The following is a 16,285-nucleotide window of genomic DNA, read 5'->3' on the forward strand; positions in this document are numbered from 1 at the left end:
TGCTGGCATCAGGACGATGCACCGGGTGGATGGCCGCGCAGCGGCACGCAAGGCGAACGCCGGCGTGTTCGCATAGCGGACAGTCAGGACGCATCGTTTCCATGCTCAGGGCTGATCGGTTGGCATCGCTAAAGGACGGGAAGAAGTGGACTCCGGCAAGGTGGCCGGTTAGCTGGACGTGGTAGTCCGGCGCACCAAGAGGTGAGTGTCGTTCGGGGCGGCAATTCACTGAGCACATCAAGTCGCCGCTGGGCGCGCTGCAGGCAGTTCGCGATGCCTGTGGTTGGAGAGAACAACGATGAGCAAGGGCATCAACCTGCGCGCGGTTCTGGCCGCATACAACCTCCCCGAGAGTCTGAAATCGGCGTTCGCGGTGCTAGCCGCGGCGCACCTGCATTCGCCGCACAGTACAACCCGAGTCAGTGGTCGGTCGCTGTCGCAAATGTCGCAACGTCAGCGCGCGCAAGCGCTGCTGAAGATGTTTGTGGACCTTCGCGAGGGCGGCTTCGCTCTCACAACGCCGTATAACCTCAGACAGAAGCACATTCAGTGGCTGGTGCGTTACTGGGTCCTGGAGCAAAAGTTGAGCGTCGGGACGGTGGAACTGCGGCTGACACACTTGCGGGCGCTCACCTCCTGGATGGGGAAGACCAACATGGTTGGATCGCTCGACGACTACGTGGAACGGCCGGCAGACTACAAGCGGAGCTACATCGCGCGCGAGGATCGTTCGTGGGCGGGAAACGGGGTGGACGCCGTGGCGAAGATCGCGGAGATTGCCGGGACCGATAGGCACGTGGCGCTGCAACTCAAGCTGGAAGCGGCGTTTGGATTGCGGGCGAAGGAAAGCTGGCGCTTGCGGCCGATCCAGGGCGTGCTGCCGTCCGGGCATCTCCACGTCGTGGCTGGGACCAAAGGGGGAATGGCACGCAATGTGAGCATTGAGTTCACCTGGCAGTACGATCTGCTGATCGAGGTCGCCGAGCTGGCGGCTGAAACGAACCCGAAGTACGGGACGTTGATACCGCAGACGTACACGCAAGATCAGTGGCGGCGGCACTTCTATAGTGTGCTGGAAAAGCACGGAGTCACGAAGAATGGATGCGGCGTGACTGCCCACGGATTGCGGCACCAGTACTTCCACCAGATGTATGAGCGGACGGCTGGCCAGGCGGCGGCCATCAAGGGCGGCGGGAAGGTGATAGATCGGGCGCGGCACGAGGAGGCAATGCGCAAGATCGTCGCGGCGGCTGGCCACAGCCGGCAGACGAAGGCCAACGCGTATCTGTCTACCTATTCAGTCCAGGCGGCTGCGTCGCGCCCGGTCGCTACACCGGAAATGGCCGCTCAGGCAGTGGCGGATGCCGGTGGGGTTAAGGCAAAGGCTGCGCAGGCGTTGGGGATCACGCGACAGGCGCTGTACCGGCTGCTGGCAAGGCTGCCGGTCATCAGAGATACCGAGGAGTGAAACGTGGCGGAAATCCAGCAGTATGAGGATCGTGTGTACACGATGGGCGAGGTTTGCGACGTTGTCAGGCGCGGGATTGGCGCCGAAGCGTTGGCGGGATGGCCGTTGGTGTCGCTGCCTGAAGACCTCATCACTGTGGCGCGTGTGAGCGCAGCGGAGGGTGGGCCACTCTATGCGGATGCAGTCAAAGAGGCGCAGCGGCTCCGTCGGGGATTGCGCACCGAGTGGGGCGTGGTTGTGGCCGATTTGATCGAAGCGGATCCGGCGGTTCAGACCGGGTGCATGTTGGACTTCGAAGCCTTTCTGGCAGACGATCCATACCTCGAACTACCGCAGGGCGGCGGGAGCCGGGAGAGACCGTGGGGATCTTTCTGAGTGACTTGGCGAACGGCGCCATAGAAGATGGGCCGACAGTTTCAGCAATAGGTCGTCTGGATATGCTCGGGCTGGGCTTAACCGATAACGACCGGACCGCGCAACTCTTTGCTCTCTTCGGTTGCGACTTGCCGGGTCGAAACTTGGATTTTGCCGCGCTTGGCGTGTTGCTCTCTGCCTGGCTAATCATGGCTGACGTAGAGGCCGTGCTGTGTGCCGCGCGCGACCAGGCGGTATTGCCGTGCGTGACCGAAGAGATCGGGTTGCCGATTACGCGGGCGGTCCTGCAATAGCGAGGACCTGGCGCGGACCTGGGCGCTGGAATGTCCTTCGAAAGACGCAAGAAACACGCGTCTTTCCGCCAATAGGGTGGACTCATGTGCTCGGGGTCCCCTTGTGTACCCGCTTGTTGCGCCGCGAGCTGGTCCCGCGGCGAGCCCCCTGCCGAGGATCAACGCAGGAAGGCAGGCAGGTACGGGGAGTCGTCCCAGTGGCCTGTCGCGCCCCACCAGCAAAAGAACAGGATGAGGGCGATGACGAAAATGACGCCAGATCGGGCCTTCTCGTCGGTGCGGAAGGTATGGATGATCTGCTTGAGGCGTTCCATGTAATTCTCCTATCTATTTAGTGGCGGGCGAAGACGGCCCGAATGAAGGGCAGGGCACCGGACCCGAGGACAGGATGCCGAAGGTCCTGGCCCTCAGGGGCATCGGGCAGCGCCGGGCGGTCAACAGCAGCGGATGTGAGCGTGGTGAGGCTGACCTTGCGGCCCGCCTTCTCGCCCGGATGCGGCGTCGGTGCAAGCAGCGTCATCGGCGTCTCCCGGTATGCCCTGTCGAGGCGCGGGAAAGGATCGACGCCGGCGAGGTTAGCCAGTTCGGCGATGCTCACGACCGCGTACCACGGGGTCGCGTCGTTTCGTGCCACATAGGCGGCAGCGCCGACACTAGGCACGTAGACTGCCTTCCACAGGTAACTGGGGATGGCGACTCGGTCGTTCAGACGCGCCGGCTGCGCGGCATCGAACGCCGGGCCGGTCACAACGAATGCCTGGCCGTAGTCGCGCACCATGCGGCGGGTTGACGTCTCGATGTGACTCCACAGCCTCCGATTGCTGATGGAGGATTGCGGCACGACGTTGGCGAGACTGAAGCTCTCGGCTTGCGAGGCCTGGTCGGGGAAGTCGGCCGACGGCGCGAGGTGGCCCCGATCAAGGCCGGTGCCGCGCCGGTAATCGGAAAGGTATGCACGGTCGGTTGCCGGAATCGAAGATTCCTCGTAGAAGTCGCTGTCTCGCGGCACGGCGCGAGCCGCCAGCACGGCCTGGGCCGTGAGGTTCTCGGCGGACCAGAGGGCCGTGCGGGTGGCGGCGGACGTCTGCACGGCATATCCACGGAAGCATAGGAACTGCGTGCGGCTGGGCGCGGCGGTGGTCGCGACGTGCGGCTGGCCGTTGGTGCCGAAGATGTGCGGACATTCCGTTGGGCCTTTGGCGTAGGCGACGGTGCTGACGGATGCGGCGATGGCCGCGGCGAGGATCAGAGGCTTGAGCATCTTTGTTGTTCCGAGACGATGTGCCTCTATCTTGCCAAGGCTGGCAAGAAGTCAAGCAGCCGGCTTCCTCCCGAGCGGTGATGCAAGGGTGTCGCCATGCTCATCTGTGCAGTCGAGCACACGAGCCAGAAATTCCTCAAGGATGATCGTGCCGCCGGATACTTCTTCCGAGACCGTCGCGGGCAGCGCGTCGATCGGTTCGATGTGGAGCCACGGGCGCCCATCGATCTGTATCACTTTGGCGCGACGCATGAGTTTCCGGTAGCGGCTGGCATCCTTGAGTAGGGTCTCCGCCGGTATCAGCTCCTGCAGCATGGGCTCCGGCTGCAGCAGCTTTGTGGCCAAGGCGGCGAAGAGTGGCCCGCGCTCGGTCCAATTGCCTTCGTTGCGAGCGATCAGCGCGAGCACCGTGCACAGGTCAGAAGTGCTCAGTTCCTTGCGGATGATGGCGGAGAGTTCGTGCTGCTCGGTGGGGCGGGGACGCACGCGGGTGTTCCAGATGCCGCGCAGGACGGTAAAGGCCTGGTCGCAGCCGGCGTCAAGGGATTGTGGTTGAGTGGTGATGCCGCAGCCAGTGCAAGCGATAACCGCCTCAAAGCGGTTGGCGATGAATCGAGGCTGGCTGTCGCAGTGGGCGCAGTTGAGTAAGTCGTCTGACATTGTTTGGGCGGGATCGCGGGAATCTGGCGATGCATTATGCCAAGATCCGCGACCCACCCGGCTCGGCGCGGTCAGGCGCTCAGCGGTCTAAGTTGGAGGTACTGCTCGGTCTTGGCGAGCAAGTCGGCGATGGCGTGTTGCATGGATGGGGGCGAGGGTAGGGAGATCGGCGTGCCGGGTGCGGCGTCAGTCATGGCCATCGGCAGGCACCTGTGCATTCTCAGATCGCGCCTGATAGATCCCGTCGATGCCCTCGACGGCGCGGTCGAGGGCGTTGATGTGGTCCTGAAGGTGAGCGGATTCGTCGCCAACCATGCGCTGGAACGGGGCAATCGCCTCGCGCATCGTATCGGCCGCGTTGCGGGCGATATGGCCTATTTCCCAGAATTCGGTCAGCCATGATCCGTCGGGCGGCCTGGGCCCGCCCTGGCGGCCAACAGCAATGGCACCGCGGATTGCCAGCACAGTGTCGGGTTGGGGGAATTCTGGGTCGAGGTTTGCTTCGTTCATCGGGTAGTGATCTTTCAGTACATAGATAGGGATTGGGCCGATCAGTTCGATTGTCCCGAGCGTTCGAGCGCTGAGGTGTGCTCATCAGCGGAAACCATCTCCTGCCGGCAAGTGGGATAGGCGTCGTGCAACACGCTGTCGAGTAGGCGGCCGCTGCGCTGTTTGCCGTGCCAACCCATGACGGCGACGCGATCGAGCACATTGCCTTTGTCGTCCGTTGGTGGATTGCCGGTCCAGTTCGACCACCGTCCATCGTCGTCGATGATCCAGCACTTCCCGCTGAGCCCGGTCTCGCGATCCACCCACGCATGGGCACAGCGCTCCTCGTCGCAGTGAGTGTAGTGATCCTCATTGACGAATTGGCCCCACTCGCCCCATTGCTTTAACAGGAATGGCACGCCGGCGGCCGAGCACTGGTCGCGTAGGCTCCGCACCCAGTCTGGATGCATTGGCCGAGCGCGGGCGCCGCTCTCGCCGCCGGCAATCACCCAGTCGACACCCTGGCCAATGCCGCTGGTGTGGCCATGTGGGGTGCCATACTGCGGGAAGCGTTGGGCGAGAGCCGGCAGGCGTAGATCCACCGGCCCGAGCAGCGGCTCCATACTTAGAAAGCGCACCCGCGCCGGCACTGCCATCAGCTTCGGGATGTCGCGGTCGGCCTCCTCCTGGTTGCAGACTGTGGCGCCTAGCCAGACATTGGGCCACGGTACATCTGCCCACTGGGTTAGGCCATGGGAGAGCTCGGCGAGGGCATCATCGAGCATCGCATGCGCGTTGCCGATCCGCTTCGTCAGGAGGAGCCAGTCGAGGTTTGGGGTGTTGGCGATCAATTGCAGGAGGTCGACGCGCCATGCCGGATCGACCTGGTTGTCGAATACGTCGGCCAAGCTGGCGCAGAAAATGCGTCGGCGGCGGCCGTGGGCGGAGAAGAACCGTGCGTGCTGAGTGTCCCAGCGCAGCGGTTGCTTCCAGTTTCCCGAGGCAGTCCGCGTTCGCTGCGTGAAGTCGCGCCCATAGCGCTTGGCCCAGTCGGCCGCATAGCAGTTGTGGCATGCGGGGCTGATCGCCTGGCACCCGAGTCAGGGATTGAACGTGGCGTCGGTCCACTCGATTTTTGTGTTCTCGCTCACGCGTTACCCTCCCCAGTCGCGGTGCCGATCTTTGGTTGCTCCAATGCGTGTGCGAGGTGGCGGGCGTAGGTGGATACCGCGCGCCAGTACGCCGCCATCGGCCCCTTCCGCCTGCGCCAGGCTTGCTCAGCTTCGGTATTCGCTTGGTCACGAAGCTCGCGGAGCACAAGCGCGATTGCCCGGCGCTGCTCTGCCGGCATTCGCAGAAGCCCGCTGGCTGCCGGCAGCTTCAGTAGCGGATTGATGTAGCCCATCAGGCGTCTCCTTTGTAGAATGCGGCTTCCATATCTTCCACCGTGAGGTTGCGCGTGAAGTTCAAGGCGGCTGTAATTCGGCGCGCCATTGCATCTCGCTCTTCGTTCGACATGGCGTAGCTGTAGGCCGTGGTGGCAACACCGGAATCCAGGTCTGCAAAACGAATCGCGCGGCCCTTGTAGCCAGTTTGTTTGTAGCTGCGTCCTTCGAACATCACGAGGTAGCCTTTTCGCCCTTATTGCCGGGATGCTCTGCAGCGCAATGCAGCTCTGCATCTCCCTCATCGGCCGCACACTCAATCCAGTGGCGAGTGCATGCATCCGTTTGCGGTGCATTGGCATGTGGGTCCGCCTGCTCGGCTAGGGTGACTGCTTTCTGCTGCCCGATCGAGGCGCCCGCAAGATTCACCCCGCTGGCGGGAGGGGCGAGCAGCGCGCGCGCTTCATGCACGGCGCAGCGAAAGCCGGTGACAACCATCTCGCCGCCTAGGACGCATTCTGCGCACGCGTGGTCGGGGAGTGTATTCTGCCGACTGGCCTCTCTGTCGATCCATCGGGCAAGACGCACGAGCAGGGTTGTGACCGGGCTGTCGGGGAGAGGGGTAGGAGATAAGTTTGGATTCGGCATGGCTGGAGGAAGTTGGCGATGTCTGGAATGGAGGCCCGATTCAACTGGGGGGCTTTGGCGGCGGCGACAGGGTCTGGCATATCCAAGCTACCGATCGTTCCGCAAAGTCAAGTCTCCGTCCCTGGCATGTCATTCGTCCGTTGGGCGCGGCTCTTTGCCACGCTGCACGTAGTCCAGTAGCGCATGCTTGAGACCGATCTGTCGCACCGCCTGCGCGTCGAGGGTGCCGCGCTCGCAGATCAAGAGGATGTCGGTGACGAACCCATGCAACGCTTTCAGCTCACTCGCGAGTGGTTCGGGCGCATACAGATAGAGGCCACCTGGCATGGTCCGCACGAACGTGGTTTCGCGAACCATGCGGGCCAGCAAAGCGCGCGCGGGCTCGTAGCCGACGCGCAGATAGCGCTGCACCAGCGAAATCGAGGCCGCGCGGTGGGTGTGAACCAGACGGACTGCTTCCGCGTAGGCGGCGTCGAACGCCTCGGGAGTCGTAAGGTGCAGGTCACGTAGTACGACAGTGCCGGTCATGCTTGTTCGCTCGGACGGGTAGTTGGGTGGTCTGGCTCATGTTGGGACGAGGTGGAGCGGATGTAGCGCACTAGCATGGCGGCGCACCCAGCGTATCGCGCCGCGAGCGCGCCGTAGGTTCCGGCTAGTTGCATCTGACGCGCATCTTCCGAAAAGATCTCGGCGCAGCGCATGTCAACCTCGCGAGCTATGTCCGATAGCGCCCTGCCGTGCGCCTGCTGTCTTGCGGCAGCCGCGGGCTGTGGTCGCGGCATCCAGTGTGTAGCGGCTGCGGCCACCTCAGTACGCGCGTCACCGCCTTCCAGGCTGTTCTCGGTCGGCGTCGGGTATAGGTCGTCGGCCTTGATGTCGAAGAACATCTCGCCGGCGAAGTCCGCGCCCTCGGTGTAGACCAACACACGCTCGTCTGTCTCATACGGCGGCAGGCAGTCGTTGACGCTGACCCATCCATCCCCGCCGCCCGCGGGCTGCGCCTGTTGCGCACTGGCGATCAGCCGGCTCGGGCCAGCTTTGGCCAGGATGGCGCGCTCGATGTTGGCAACCAGATCGAGCAGCTTTCCCTTGGGGTTGCTGCCGGCCACCAACCAATCGATACCACCATTGCGTCTCAGCGCCCAACCTGCCTGCGCGGCCAGTGCCAGGCTTTCCGCTTCGGTCATCGCCTGTGCCACCGGTGCGGATTGCGGCGGGGAAACGCCTTCGGGAAATGCGGCCTGGAACTTGTTGGAATCCCGCTCGCCGCCCGGGATCTCGTTGGACAGCCAGCGCAGATAGTCCCGGCGGTTCTCCTGTCTGTAGTAACCAATGCCGACCACTTCGTCGTACACCTTGCGGGCGGCGGCGAGCAGCGCCTTCTGGCGGCCCGTGGTGAGTGTGCCGAAGCCGTGATCCAGGCAGGTCGCGATGCTGGCCAGCAAGGCGACATCGGGTTCGGCATGGTGCACGGCGCTCTCGGGCGCTGCAGTCGTGGCACCGGCGAAGCATCGCTTGGCGTCCTGGAAGCCGTTGGTATAGGCGGTCGTGGCCGCGCGGCGAATGACTGCCTCGCCGGAGGCCGTGTGGTGGGGCAGGCTGTGATAGAGCGCAAGCGCGTCCTGCGTCTGCTGCGCGGTCAACGGGCCAAGTGGGAACGACGTGGCGTCGGTCAGGGCGCCTGCCTTACTATGGGCGGAATGGGAAGACATGCTCACAAATGGAAAGAGACGATGGGCGATGGGCGGCCAGCGGGTTGGGACTGATCCAGCCTAGCCCGCTAACGCAAAAGTCAAGCGGTTGTGGTATTGAGCTGATGTCGCGTTGCCGGCGGCAGCTTGAGTTGCGCCAGCGCCTGTATGCTCGGCGTCCATTCAACGAGCGGAATGCCTGCCTGCTGGTAGTGGGCGCGTTTTTCCGCCATGCGTCGGTCATATTCCGGATCGCCGGCGAGACCAAGCACCTCGATCACGGTTGGCTGCGTGGTGTCGGTGAGCCGGAAATCAGGGTGCACCGGCGCCCGATCGACGTGTCGAAGCGGCTTCTCGAAGGCACGGCCTTCGGCGATCAGGCGGTCGGCCATCGCCGCCTCGTAGGACGAATCGCAAGGAATGAAGGTCGGGTTCGCCAGCATGGCGGCCAAGTCCATCACGTTAAGGTAGTCCTGGCGGGACTTCTCGAAGGCCAGCACGGCCACGCAGCGCAAGTCCTCCCGATCGACGCCGGTCAGCGCCATTGCGTACTTCCGCTGGAACTGCTCATGCAAATCGTTCGTTAGGTAATACCAATGGCTTGCCTGCCGAAGCTTTAGCTTGTGGCCGTGCGGACTCGGCTTTAGTTCGGCAACCTCACCGATGATCAGGCCACGCTGGTAGGCGTCCTTGCCCGCTCTGGCGCGATTGTGGAAGGTATCGAGTGCCTCACCCAGCTCGGTCCTACGCGACTCGTCCCAACGCTCCATCACGTGCAACACCTCGCTGCCGGGCCGCCCATTGATCTTGCACTCAGAGAGTTCGGCCACGAGGCGCGACCAGCAGGCATTCCAGCCGCGTCGGCCATGGCCGGGCCAGACGTGCAAGCCCGCGGACTGCCACGCATACTGCAGGAACGCCAGCAAGGGCGCGGCGCGGCGCTGGCTGCGCGAGCCGGACGCGGACGGCTGGCGTCTGCTGTCGCTGGCCGGCTCTTCAGCGGCGACCTTCAAGGAGACGTCGAGCCGCACGTCATGGACGCCGCCGGCGGACTTGAAAGCGTCGTGATCGGTCGGCGCCCCGCTTCCGCGCGAAGTCCGGTCATGGAATGGACAGCCGTCCCGGTGCGGCCGCGGGTCATCTGGCCAGCGAGCGAGGATGAAGATCTTGCCGTGGCGGCGGATCACCAGCTTCGGACGCGGCGAGGCAATGCTACAACCGCATTCCGCGTAGCCCAGCTGGGTCTTGGCGCGGTCCAGTGCGCGGGCATAGTCGGCGGGCGCCTCCAGCACCTGCTCCAGGTTGTGCTCTTGCCTGCCGATTCGAACTGTAATCATCCGATTCTTTTCTCCTATGTATAGTCAGACGCCGGCGTCGCGGAATACCGCCTGCAGGCTTCGGTCGATCGCGGAAATATCCAGCGTGCCCTGCGCGCGGGTCATGGCGACGTAGAGCAAGCGCTTCTCGTCCGTGGGTAGCGTCTCTCTGGCGTCGTCCTCGCGCCGGAAGCGGAAGTCGTCTGCCAGCGTCACGATGGGCCATTCCAGTCCCTTCGCCTTGTGGACGGTAGACACCACGTAGTCGGCGGCTTCCTCGGGGGCGATTGCGGCCAGCAACTGGCGCAGGTAGGTCGGCCCCTGCTCATCAATGAGTTTCACCAACGGCTGCAGGTCCCGGCCGGCGAACGATTCCGCGTGCTCCTGCACGTCCAGCCAGTTTTCGAAGAGGGACAGGGCGGGCGGATAGTGGGTACGCTGGCCGGCGAGCAGGCGCTCGGCGCCGTCGATGAAAGCGAGAAGCTCTTCCTTCTTCGTGCGGGCAGCGACCTTGTGGCCACGCTGAAGCCCTTCGGCCACCTTGGCGAGCAAGGTCGTGTTCTTGCGGCAGAGAATCGCGTTTGGCCGGATCTCGCCGGGGGCGGCGTGCCGTACGACTCGCGAGGCGATGGCTGCCTGGCCGCGCACCGGGACTTCCTCGTCCATCAGGCGCAACATGCGGCTCGCCAGGCTGGCAATGGCCGGCCCGAAGCGAAACGACTCGGTGAGGCCCTTCTCGGGGGCCTTAATATGGTCCATCGCATTGACCGCGCCGCGCCACTCGTAGATCTGCTGGTACGGATCACCCACGTAGACGACCTGCGAAGACTGGGCGCGCAGCACCGACAGCATCAGGCCGTCGGCGTCCTGCGCTTCGTCGAACAGGATGAAGTCCGCCGGAATCCGCGGGCGGCTCAACTGCCATGCCTTGACATAGACCGCATGGCCGATCGCTGCCATCCCGTTCGGATCTGTGCCTTCCCGCCAGAGCGTCTGGACGTGCGGCAGCAGTTCGTCGCGCAGCGCGTCGGCTAACTCCTCATCGATTAGAGGATCGACTGAGATGTGCCACGCCTGCGGTTCGGCCTGTGCGGAGGAGCAGAAACGGGCCATGCCGTCCATCACCATGCGGCCAAGCTTGGCGGTGGTGAGTTCGACGGTCTTGCCGATCGTGGTCGGCAGGCGCAAGGGCCCGATGCCATAGCGGATCGCCAGGTTGTGGCTCGGCTCAACCGGGTACCTGAGCTTGCGGGTGATGTCGGGCGAGGTCGAACCGAAAGCTAGCGAGTGCACGGTGCGGCAGCGCGTGTTCGATGGAAACTTGCGCTGCGCCTCCTGTGCAATGTCCTTGTTGAAAGCCAAATAGAGGCCGCGCGAGCGCGGGCGTGCCTCGGATGCCATCCGCAGGAAAGTGGTCTTGCCCGCGCCGGCGTAAGCCTTTACCTTGACGGGGCCGCCAGCGGTGACCGCCGCCACGGCCTCCTGCTGCTCTTCGGTCGGTCGCATGATCAGACGGCCAGCCGTTCTTGCACTGGCAGGGCGCCGCGTGCCGTACGCGCAGCGGCGTGTTGCGCCTCGCAGGCGGCAACGCGGCGTGCCTGGTTGCCGCTCTCCACGTCGACCAGCCATGCGAAGTAGGTCGAGGTGGTCGGGCCGCGCCATGCCGCCCACTTGGCGCGGATCTCGGCGCGCACGGCTTCGGCCTGGGCGAAATAGATCTTGCGGGCGTCGCGCCAGCAGCGGGCGTTGAGTGCGCGCATCCTGTGCTCGAACGAATCCGCCCTGACCGTGCGGCGCGCAATCTCTTCGTCCATCGTATGCTGTTCCGAGGCAATGTGGTCGCCGAAGAGCGGATAGCGCTCGCGCTCGCGTGCTTGCTTGCGGGCAAAGGCGGCCTGGCGGCGAGCATTGAAGTCGATGGCGTTGTGGCGTTCGTAGCGGGTGAAGCGCATGGTCTGGATCGGATGAGTACTCTATTAATCCAGCATACGGGTCCGTGCGCAAAGTCAAGGTGGCGGCCGGGCCCATTGCGGCCGACAATATTGTCGGCGCTAATCCGGACGAATGAGCCGGCGAATGACGTATCATTTTGCGTCTCTTATGCCGGATCGCCGGCCAGCCCCTCTCCCGACGACCAGACAACGACAAGACACAGGCCATGATGGAAATCTGCCTTGGCACCCGGCCCCGCGATGAGCGGGCATTCGCTGCTCCCGGCGAGCCGTACTACCGTGAGCTGGCCACCATCGACGCGCTGGCCTATCGAAGGATGCTGGATCGGGTGTTCTGGCATCCCCCGGCCGATCTCTTGCGCTTCGAAGTGCAGGCAACGCCATCGGACAAAGGGAGCGAATACGCGGTCGTTGCGTACATGCAGGGTGCGGGTATGCACTGGTTCGATGCTGATGCTATCCCTGGCCGTTGGGACACCATTGCCACGTTTGAGCTTTCATGGTCTGTCTCGCAGCTACACGCTGCACATCACGGGCTGGACCCCGCTGGCTTTGAACAGCCCGGGGGCAAGCCGGGGCAGGAGCGCATGCCGGACTACGCTTCCATGCAGGACCCAGCCGAGACGGCACGCTATCGGGCGAGCGTCGTGAACCGCTTGCGTAAGGCTGGCGTGCCCCCGGAAGCATAGGGCTTTATCAGCGGCACGCTTTGCGGTATCCTGCGGGCTACTCCAGCGTCTCCGACGCATCGACCCTTGCCGAATTTCATCGGCAGCATGTCTTTTCTGCCATAGAGGCTTGTCCTCGATGGGCAGGCTCCATATCCAATTCTTGGTGCCTGTCCCATGTTCAGGTTTGCTTGACCTTTCAGGTGCAAGCAACGCATTTCTTTTCCGTTTAGCGGTACGGTGATCTTCGACGTTCCTCGTCGTTGGTCTAACCGCATTTGTCTTTTCATCGATCCGGCCAGCGCATCGCGCTGACGGAACCTCACGCCATTTTTCCACCCTTCGGGATACACATCCCGCAAGGGGGTGTTCCCAATCTTTGGAGCACCACCATGCATGCACTTTCCCAACAAACCATTCTGAATACACGAGTCGCAGCCGACCAGGCCGCCATTCATGCCGAATCGCGCAGCGCAGCAAAGGAGATCGTTAGGCGCTTCCTGCTGTCCAAGCGCGAACTTGAACGCCAGCCCGTGAGCGCAGTGGTCTTGCGCAAGAGCTTCCTCTTCGGGGACTCGAATCGTATGTGTGCCACGAGCATCGAGAACATGCGTTGCTCGTTCGCGGCGCTCGCTCAGTTCGCGAGTACTAGCGGCTTTGCCGAGTTGGCGGTCGCGATTGAAGGCCTGGATCTGACCTTGCCGTACTCGCATTTGTCGCGGCAACTTCCTGGCCTTCGTATGTTGTTCAACAAGGGCTGGTGCGAGTTCCGCTTTGACGCGGAAGAGGGCGAGAAGCTGCTCGCCTTTGTCAGTGATCACGGCGCTACCTTCCGGTTCGATCACTGCTGACCATTGGTCATTTCACTGCATCCTTTGTACCCCATGGGGCCACGTCCCCATGGGGCATGGCTCCATCTTCATTCCGTGCCATCATGTCTATTCTTGAGACCCGTGAAACGGCCCTCGCCACTGCTGCGTTGGTCGTCCTGCTATTTGCTGCCCTGTTCTTCATCGTCACGACGGCAAATCTCTCCCTGCTAACGCTGCAACTTGCCTCGTGCCTGACTATCGCGATGTCGATTATCGGCGCATGGACCATCTCGTCTTTCAACCAGCTCTCCGGTCCGCGGGGCTAAGACCGCGTTAGCGCGCCGGATCCTCCTTTTACTCCTGTCGTGCGATCCCTTGGGCTCGCACGGCCTACCACTTATCCCTGTGGGAATCGGCCCGAAGGGCGTTTCCCGGTATGTTTGCTGAGGAAATTAGATGTACATCTCCCGTTCCAACAAGATCGAGGTCGGTCCTACGCCCTACGATGAGGAGTGTGCCCAGGTCGGCCAGGATGACTATCGTGAGCGCTCGCAAGTCGAGTGCGCGGTCTATATCCGGCAGCTAAACCGCATCTTTGGCACCCACGATGCCTGCGTGCTGTCGTTTGTTCGCCAGGGCTTCCCCCATGATTTCGGGCGGTACTACGAGGTCGTGGCCTGCATGAACCGCCGCGGCGAGCGGATCTTTGACGAAGGCAAGTTGCCGGCGCAATGGGACCACATCGCGCGAGCGGAGCTGACCTGGTCTCTACTGAGCCGCCGCTACAGGCAGGAATGCTGGGATGGCCAACGAGACGAACTGGATATTCCAGCGCTCTATCTCGGTGCAGTACCGGACTTTCCCGACCACCCGGTCGCGAACTGGCTGGCACTCGGCTTCGTACCGATGCCCGACGTTCTAGCACTCCCGCACCACTGAGCCGAACTGTTTCTTTTCTCTCCCCGGGGGCTATCCCTCGCGGACGGACTCCCCTTCACCCCTATCAGGGAACCATATGTCCACTTCCACCCTTACCCATATCGACAACACCGCTGGCCAATCGGGCAGCACGGTCAAGTTTGTCGACGCCACACCGACGTGGGCCGAGATCCTTCCGTCTCTTCGCCACCTGCTCGAGGCCGGCAAGCCGGAAGGCATCGAAACCGCGCGAAGAGAGTTGGGCCGGATGGCGCAGGCCGCGGACCGGTCAAATGAGCGCGCGAGGTCTTCGGGGTATCTCACCGTCCAGGATCGCGTCGGCCACGCCTATTTCGAGGCCATGCCAGATGACGGCAGTGAGCGGGTGCGTCGCGCCTTTGCCGCTGTCGTGGAAGAGTTGCAGCGCTACGGCCTGCAGACTGCCAACGCCGATCGCGCGGAGGCGCTGATTGGTGCCATCGCCCGCTACGTGCGGGACTGCGAGCAGGCCTGACCTTGCTCATGTATTGAACGGCCGCACTTGCGGCAAAGTACCTCAACCCAGCCGGGAGACTTCCCGGTGGGGGGTCTCCGGCAAATTTTTTGCGAAAGACCATGTACAAAGAAATTATCGAACGCTTTATCCAAGCCCAGAACGAGGCGGAAGCAGCGTATGCCGCTGCGGCTTCCTTCGAGCGGGAACAGCTGAGGGACCACGCCGCACATACCTATGCGGTGTCGATCCGGAGCCAAGATAGAACCGCATCCGAGCTTGAGGGCTTTTGCATTAGTCTGGCCGGTGGAATTGTCAACCGTGCGCGCAGGGAGTTTGCGCCCCCGGGCGGCCGCCTCGTACTTGACGACTCAGCGGAACACAAACGCGCAGGGCTGGACCTTCATCAAGATCTTCGGAAAGGCAAAACGCCGGACCTTGATGCTCTTTGGTGCTCGCTCCAAGCGACCTATGGGGCTGGTGGGGGCGCGAGATTGGCATATCAGCAAGCTGCGCAGCACCTCGTCAGATCCTTTGGACTCGCTCGTCGGAAGGAGGTTGAGAGGACCGCGTCCGCGGTAATCCTGCGCAAGACGACCCATTCAGAAGCATCGGGAGGATCCCGCCGCGTTGGCTATCACAGCCAACAGCCCACCGCAGAGTGTTTGGCCGCACTGGCAACCTTTGCGGGGAAGGCTGGCGAGAACGAGCTTGCCCGCAGGCTCAACAGCATCGGCGTCCATACCTTCGAGTACTCCTACCGTCAGAAACTGAGCCTCCCAGGCCTGGACCTCGTGTTCTTCAAAGATCTGTGGGAATTCAAGTTCTCGCACGAACTGGCCGAGCAACTGATGCTGTTCATCGGCGAGTACGGTGCCAGCTTCATGGCCGAGCGCGACTAGTCGCACGGGCAACACCGCATCACCATTCTCGACAACACCTAACCCTTGGGGCACGCGCCCCACGGGCCGTGCTCCGCTATCTGGAGCATCGATGTACCAACATATCGTCCGGGCGTTCAAGGCCGCGCAGCACAGCAGTCGCACCGCATATCAACAGGTCCTCATGATGGAGGATCGCGTGTTCGGGAATCATGAGTGCACCGTAGTTAAGATGCCTCTTCCGCACGACGACCACAAGGCGCTGGTCGCACTGTACCGCCGCCTGGTCACCAAGATTGTTGCTAAAGCCAGCGTTTGCTTTGGGCCACCCGATGTGGCACTGGCGATCGACGAGACCAGCGTTCTCCTGGATGGCGAACGCAATATCTGGCAAGTGATCGAGTCCGGTACCGAGCCCGACCTGGATAGCTTCTGGCGTCTGCTTGAAGCGAAGTATGGCCAACAAGGCCAGAAGATCGCCTACGGGCAGGCGGTAGCGATACTGGAGCGCGCGTTTGGCCTGGACGAGAATTTCCTGATAAAGCGAACCGCCACACAGGTGATTCTCCGCACGAAGATGGAGTCCTGCGAAGCGAAATTGGCTGGGCGGGAGCGCACCCTTTGCGACTGGTCTGAAAAGCCTGCTCGCGAGGTAATGGAGGCCATGATCGCGTTCGCCACATGGGCGGACTATGCGCCATTGGCGGCATGTCTCAGGCAGTTCCCATTGTCTGAGACGTTTGTCACGCCGCAGCGCCGCACCTTCCCCCACCTCGACATCATTAAGTACAACGCCCACTGGGAATTCCGCGTCTCGCACGAGGCTTGGGACCACCTGTGGCGATTTGTCGACCAATACACAGCCGTCGAAGGCCAACACCTTCTCTCAGCCATTCATCCATGCCCCGCTTAGTCGGGGCTTTTCTATTATTCGGAGGGCATCATGTCTCATTGGTATGAGCCGTTGCGCACGCT

24 protein-coding genes are annotated in these 16,285 nt (G+C 62.8%); 10 read left to right on the forward strand and 14 right to left on the reverse strand.

Annotated elements, in window-relative coordinates; genetic code table 11:
- Nucleotides 1–298 precede the first annotated feature (298 nt).
- From ACYP5B_RS34615 to ACYP5B_RS34625, 3 genes are read left to right on the forward strand one after another with little or no spacing between them, the layout of a single operon-like run.
- Nucleotides 299–1,468, forward strand: coding sequence for an integrase domain-containing protein (locus ACYP5B_RS34615; protein WP_459572652.1), 1,170 nt, complete (start codon nucleotides 299–301; stop codon nucleotides 1,466–1,468).
- Between the two features lie 3 nt (nucleotides 1,469–1,471).
- A complete protein-coding gene (locus ACYP5B_RS34620; protein ID WP_459572653.1) occupies nucleotides 1,472–1,843 on the forward strand; it encodes a hypothetical protein in 372 nt (123 codons plus the stop codon).
- A complete protein-coding gene (locus tag ACYP5B_RS34625; protein ID WP_459572654.1) occupies nucleotides 1,828–2,136 on the forward strand; it encodes a hypothetical protein in 309 nt (102 codons plus the stop codon). The genes ACYP5B_RS34620 and ACYP5B_RS34625 overlap by 16 nt, the downstream gene beginning before the upstream one ends.
- 158 nt (nucleotides 2,137–2,294) lie before the next feature.
- Here the strand turns inward: ACYP5B_RS34625 and ACYP5B_RS34630 are convergent, their stop codons facing one another.
- The 14 genes from ACYP5B_RS34630 to ACYP5B_RS34695 form a co-directional block, all read right to left on the reverse strand.
- A complete protein-coding gene (locus ACYP5B_RS34630) occupies nucleotides 2,295–2,450 on the reverse strand; it encodes a hypothetical protein (protein WP_459572655.1) in 156 nt (51 codons plus the stop codon).
- A 17-nt stretch (nucleotides 2,451–2,467) separates the two neighbouring features.
- The gene (locus tag ACYP5B_RS34635) at nucleotides 2,468–3,397 is read right to left on the reverse strand and encodes a DNA/RNA non-specific endonuclease (protein WP_459572656.1); all 930 of its coding nucleotides are present in this window, start codon (nucleotides 3,395–3,397) and stop codon (nucleotides 2,468–2,470) included.
- Between the two features lie 51 nt (nucleotides 3,398–3,448).
- Entirely contained in the window at nucleotides 3,449–4,057 is a 609-nt protein-coding gene (locus ACYP5B_RS34640; protein ID WP_459572657.1) for a hypothetical protein, read from the reverse strand.
- Nucleotides 4,058–4,128: 71 nt separating this feature from the next.
- Nucleotides 4,129–4,251 (reverse strand): hypothetical protein, encoded by a 123-nt coding sequence (locus ACYP5B_RS34645; protein WP_459572659.1) that lies wholly within the window; start codon nucleotides 4,249–4,251, stop codon nucleotides 4,129–4,131.
- Complete coding sequence (locus ACYP5B_RS34650) at nucleotides 4,244–4,567, reverse strand: hypothetical protein (RefSeq protein WP_459572660.1); 324 nt, start codon at nucleotides 4,565–4,567, stop codon at nucleotides 4,244–4,246. The genes ACYP5B_RS34645 and ACYP5B_RS34650 overlap by 8 nt, the downstream gene beginning before the upstream one ends.
- 41 nt (nucleotides 4,568–4,608) lie before the next feature.
- Complete coding sequence (locus tag ACYP5B_RS34655) at nucleotides 4,609–5,631, reverse strand: phage Gp37/Gp68 family protein (protein WP_459572676.1); 1,023 nt, start codon at nucleotides 5,629–5,631, stop codon at nucleotides 4,609–4,611.
- Nucleotides 5,632–5,693: 62 nt separating this feature from the next.
- Entirely contained in the window at nucleotides 5,694–5,951 is a 258-nt protein-coding gene (locus ACYP5B_RS34660; protein WP_459572661.1) for a hypothetical protein, read from the reverse strand.
- Complete coding sequence (locus ACYP5B_RS34665) at nucleotides 5,951–6,169, reverse strand: hypothetical protein (RefSeq protein WP_459572662.1); 219 nt, start codon at nucleotides 6,167–6,169, stop codon at nucleotides 5,951–5,953. Before ACYP5B_RS34665 ends, ACYP5B_RS34660 begins: the two co-directional genes overlap by 1 nt.
- Entirely contained in the window at nucleotides 6,166–6,429 is a 264-nt protein-coding gene (locus ACYP5B_RS34670; protein WP_459572663.1) for a hypothetical protein, read from the reverse strand. The genes ACYP5B_RS34665 and ACYP5B_RS34670 overlap by 4 nt, the downstream gene beginning before the upstream one ends.
- A gap of 279 nt (nucleotides 6,430–6,708) precedes the next feature.
- Nucleotides 6,709–7,107, reverse strand: coding sequence for a DNA translocase FtsK (locus tag ACYP5B_RS34675; RefSeq protein WP_459572664.1), 399 nt, complete (start codon nucleotides 7,105–7,107; stop codon nucleotides 6,709–6,711).
- Entirely contained in the window at nucleotides 7,104–8,291 is a 1,188-nt protein-coding gene (locus ACYP5B_RS34680; RefSeq protein ID WP_459572665.1) for a hypothetical protein, read from the reverse strand. Before ACYP5B_RS34680 ends, ACYP5B_RS34675 begins: the two co-directional genes overlap by 4 nt.
- Before the next feature lie 80 nt (nucleotides 8,292–8,371).
- A complete protein-coding gene (locus tag ACYP5B_RS34685; RefSeq protein ID WP_459572666.1) occupies nucleotides 8,372–9,562 on the reverse strand; it encodes a DUF1173 family protein in 1,191 nt (396 codons plus the stop codon).
- Between the two features lie 69 nt (nucleotides 9,563–9,631).
- Nucleotides 9,632–11,092 (reverse strand): 3'-5' exonuclease, encoded by a 1,461-nt coding sequence (locus ACYP5B_RS34690; protein ID WP_459572667.1) that lies wholly within the window; start codon nucleotides 11,090–11,092, stop codon nucleotides 9,632–9,634.
- Between the two features lie 2 nt (nucleotides 11,093–11,094).
- Nucleotides 11,095–11,538, reverse strand: a complete 444-nt coding sequence (locus ACYP5B_RS34695) for a hypothetical protein (RefSeq protein WP_459572668.1) — start codon at nucleotides 11,536–11,538, stop codon at nucleotides 11,095–11,097.
- Nucleotides 11,539–11,744: 206 nt separating this feature from the next.
- Between ACYP5B_RS34695 and ACYP5B_RS34700 the strand changes: the two genes are divergently transcribed.
- From ACYP5B_RS34700 to ACYP5B_RS34730, 7 genes are all read left to right on the forward strand, one after another.
- Nucleotides 11,745–12,227, forward strand: coding sequence for a hypothetical protein (locus ACYP5B_RS34700; protein WP_459572669.1), 483 nt, complete (start codon nucleotides 11,745–11,747; stop codon nucleotides 12,225–12,227).
- Between the two features lie 371 nt (nucleotides 12,228–12,598).
- Nucleotides 12,599–13,057, forward strand: a complete 459-nt coding sequence (locus tag ACYP5B_RS34705; RefSeq protein ID WP_459572670.1) for a hypothetical protein — start codon at nucleotides 12,599–12,601, stop codon at nucleotides 13,055–13,057.
- Between the two features lie 83 nt (nucleotides 13,058–13,140).
- The gene (locus ACYP5B_RS34710) at nucleotides 13,141–13,344 is read left to right on the forward strand and encodes a hypothetical protein (RefSeq protein WP_459572671.1); all 204 of its coding nucleotides are present in this window, start codon (nucleotides 13,141–13,143) and stop codon (nucleotides 13,342–13,344) included.
- A 130-nt stretch (nucleotides 13,345–13,474) separates the two neighbouring features.
- Entirely contained in the window at nucleotides 13,475–13,957 is a 483-nt protein-coding gene (locus ACYP5B_RS34715; protein ID WP_459572672.1) for a hypothetical protein, read from the forward strand.
- Between the two features lie 76 nt (nucleotides 13,958–14,033).
- Nucleotides 14,034–14,450: a hypothetical protein gene (locus ACYP5B_RS34720; RefSeq protein ID WP_459572673.1), complete on the forward strand. Its 417-nt coding sequence runs from the start codon at nucleotides 14,034–14,036 to the stop codon at nucleotides 14,448–14,450.
- 101 nt (nucleotides 14,451–14,551) lie between these two features.
- A complete protein-coding gene (locus ACYP5B_RS34725; RefSeq protein WP_459572674.1) occupies nucleotides 14,552–15,331 on the forward strand; it encodes a hypothetical protein in 780 nt (259 codons plus the stop codon).
- A gap of 91 nt (nucleotides 15,332–15,422) precedes the next feature.
- Nucleotides 15,423–16,223 carry a hypothetical protein gene (locus ACYP5B_RS34730; RefSeq protein ID WP_459572675.1) on the forward strand — a complete coding sequence of 267 codons (801 nt, stop codon included), beginning with the start codon at nucleotides 15,423–15,425 and terminating at the stop codon, nucleotides 16,221–16,223.
- The last annotated feature ends 62 nt before the right edge of the window (nucleotides 16,224–16,285 follow it).

The sequence above is a fragment of the Cupriavidus sp. 8B genome (genome assembly GCF_054589115.1).

Excerpts from the sequence above, each read along its gene's own strand:
- ACYP5B_RS34675 (WP_459572664.1), bottom strand. The coding sequence starts at position 7,107 with ATGACCGGCACTGTCGTACTACGTGACCTGCACCTTACGACTCCCGAG.
- ACYP5B_RS34660 (WP_459572661.1), bottom strand. The coding sequence starts at position 5,951 with ATGGGCTACATCAATCCGCTACTGAAGCTGCCGGCAGCCAGCGGGCTT.
- ACYP5B_RS34720 (WP_459572673.1), top strand. The coding sequence starts at position 14,034 with ATGTCCACTTCCACCCTTACCCATATCGACAACACCGCTGGCCAATCG.
- ACYP5B_RS34710 (WP_459572671.1), top strand. The coding sequence starts at position 13,141 with ATGTCTATTCTTGAGACCCGTGAAACGGCCCTCGCCACTGCTGCGTTG.
- ACYP5B_RS34615 (WP_459572652.1), top strand. The coding sequence starts at position 299 with ATGAGCAAGGGCATCAACCTGCGCGCGGTTCTGGCCGCATACAACCTC.
- ACYP5B_RS34705 (WP_459572670.1), top strand. The coding sequence starts at position 12,599 with ATGCATGCACTTTCCCAACAAACCATTCTGAATACACGAGTCGCAGCC.
- ACYP5B_RS34715 (WP_459572672.1), top strand. The coding sequence starts at position 13,475 with ATGTACATCTCCCGTTCCAACAAGATCGAGGTCGGTCCTACGCCCTAC.
- ACYP5B_RS34650 (WP_459572660.1), bottom strand. The coding sequence starts at position 4,567 with ATGAACGAAGCAAACCTCGACCCAGAATTCCCCCAACCCGACACTGTG.
- ACYP5B_RS34695 (WP_459572668.1), bottom strand. The coding sequence starts at position 11,538 with ATGCGCTTCACCCGCTACGAACGCCACAACGCCATCGACTTCAATGCT.
- ACYP5B_RS34730 (WP_459572675.1), top strand. The coding sequence starts at position 15,423 with ATGTACCAACATATCGTCCGGGCGTTCAAGGCCGCGCAGCACAGCAGT.
- ACYP5B_RS34700 (WP_459572669.1), top strand. The coding sequence starts at position 11,745 with ATGATGGAAATCTGCCTTGGCACCCGGCCCCGCGATGAGCGGGCATTC.
- ACYP5B_RS34645 (WP_459572659.1), bottom strand. The coding sequence starts at position 4,251 with ATGACTGACGCCGCACCCGGCACGCCGATCTCCCTACCCTCGCCCCCA.
- ACYP5B_RS34635 (WP_459572656.1), bottom strand. The coding sequence starts at position 3,397 with ATGCTCAAGCCTCTGATCCTCGCCGCGGCCATCGCCGCATCCGTCAGC.
- ACYP5B_RS34670 (WP_459572663.1), bottom strand. The coding sequence starts at position 6,429 with ATGGTTGTCACCGGCTTTCGCTGCGCCGTGCATGAAGCGCGCGCGCTG.
- ACYP5B_RS34680 (WP_459572665.1), bottom strand. The coding sequence starts at position 8,291 with ATGTCTTCCCATTCCGCCCATAGTAAGGCAGGCGCCCTGACCGACGCC.
- ACYP5B_RS34690 (WP_459572667.1), bottom strand. The coding sequence starts at position 11,092 with ATGCGACCGACCGAAGAGCAGCAGGAGGCCGTGGCGGCGGTCACCGCT.
- ACYP5B_RS34725 (WP_459572674.1), top strand. The coding sequence starts at position 14,552 with ATGTACAAAGAAATTATCGAACGCTTTATCCAAGCCCAGAACGAGGCG.
- ACYP5B_RS34630 (WP_459572655.1), bottom strand. The coding sequence starts at position 2,450 with ATGGAACGCCTCAAGCAGATCATCCATACCTTCCGCACCGACGAGAAG.
- ACYP5B_RS34640 (WP_459572657.1), bottom strand. The coding sequence starts at position 4,057 with ATGTCAGACGACTTACTCAACTGCGCCCACTGCGACAGCCAGCCTCGA.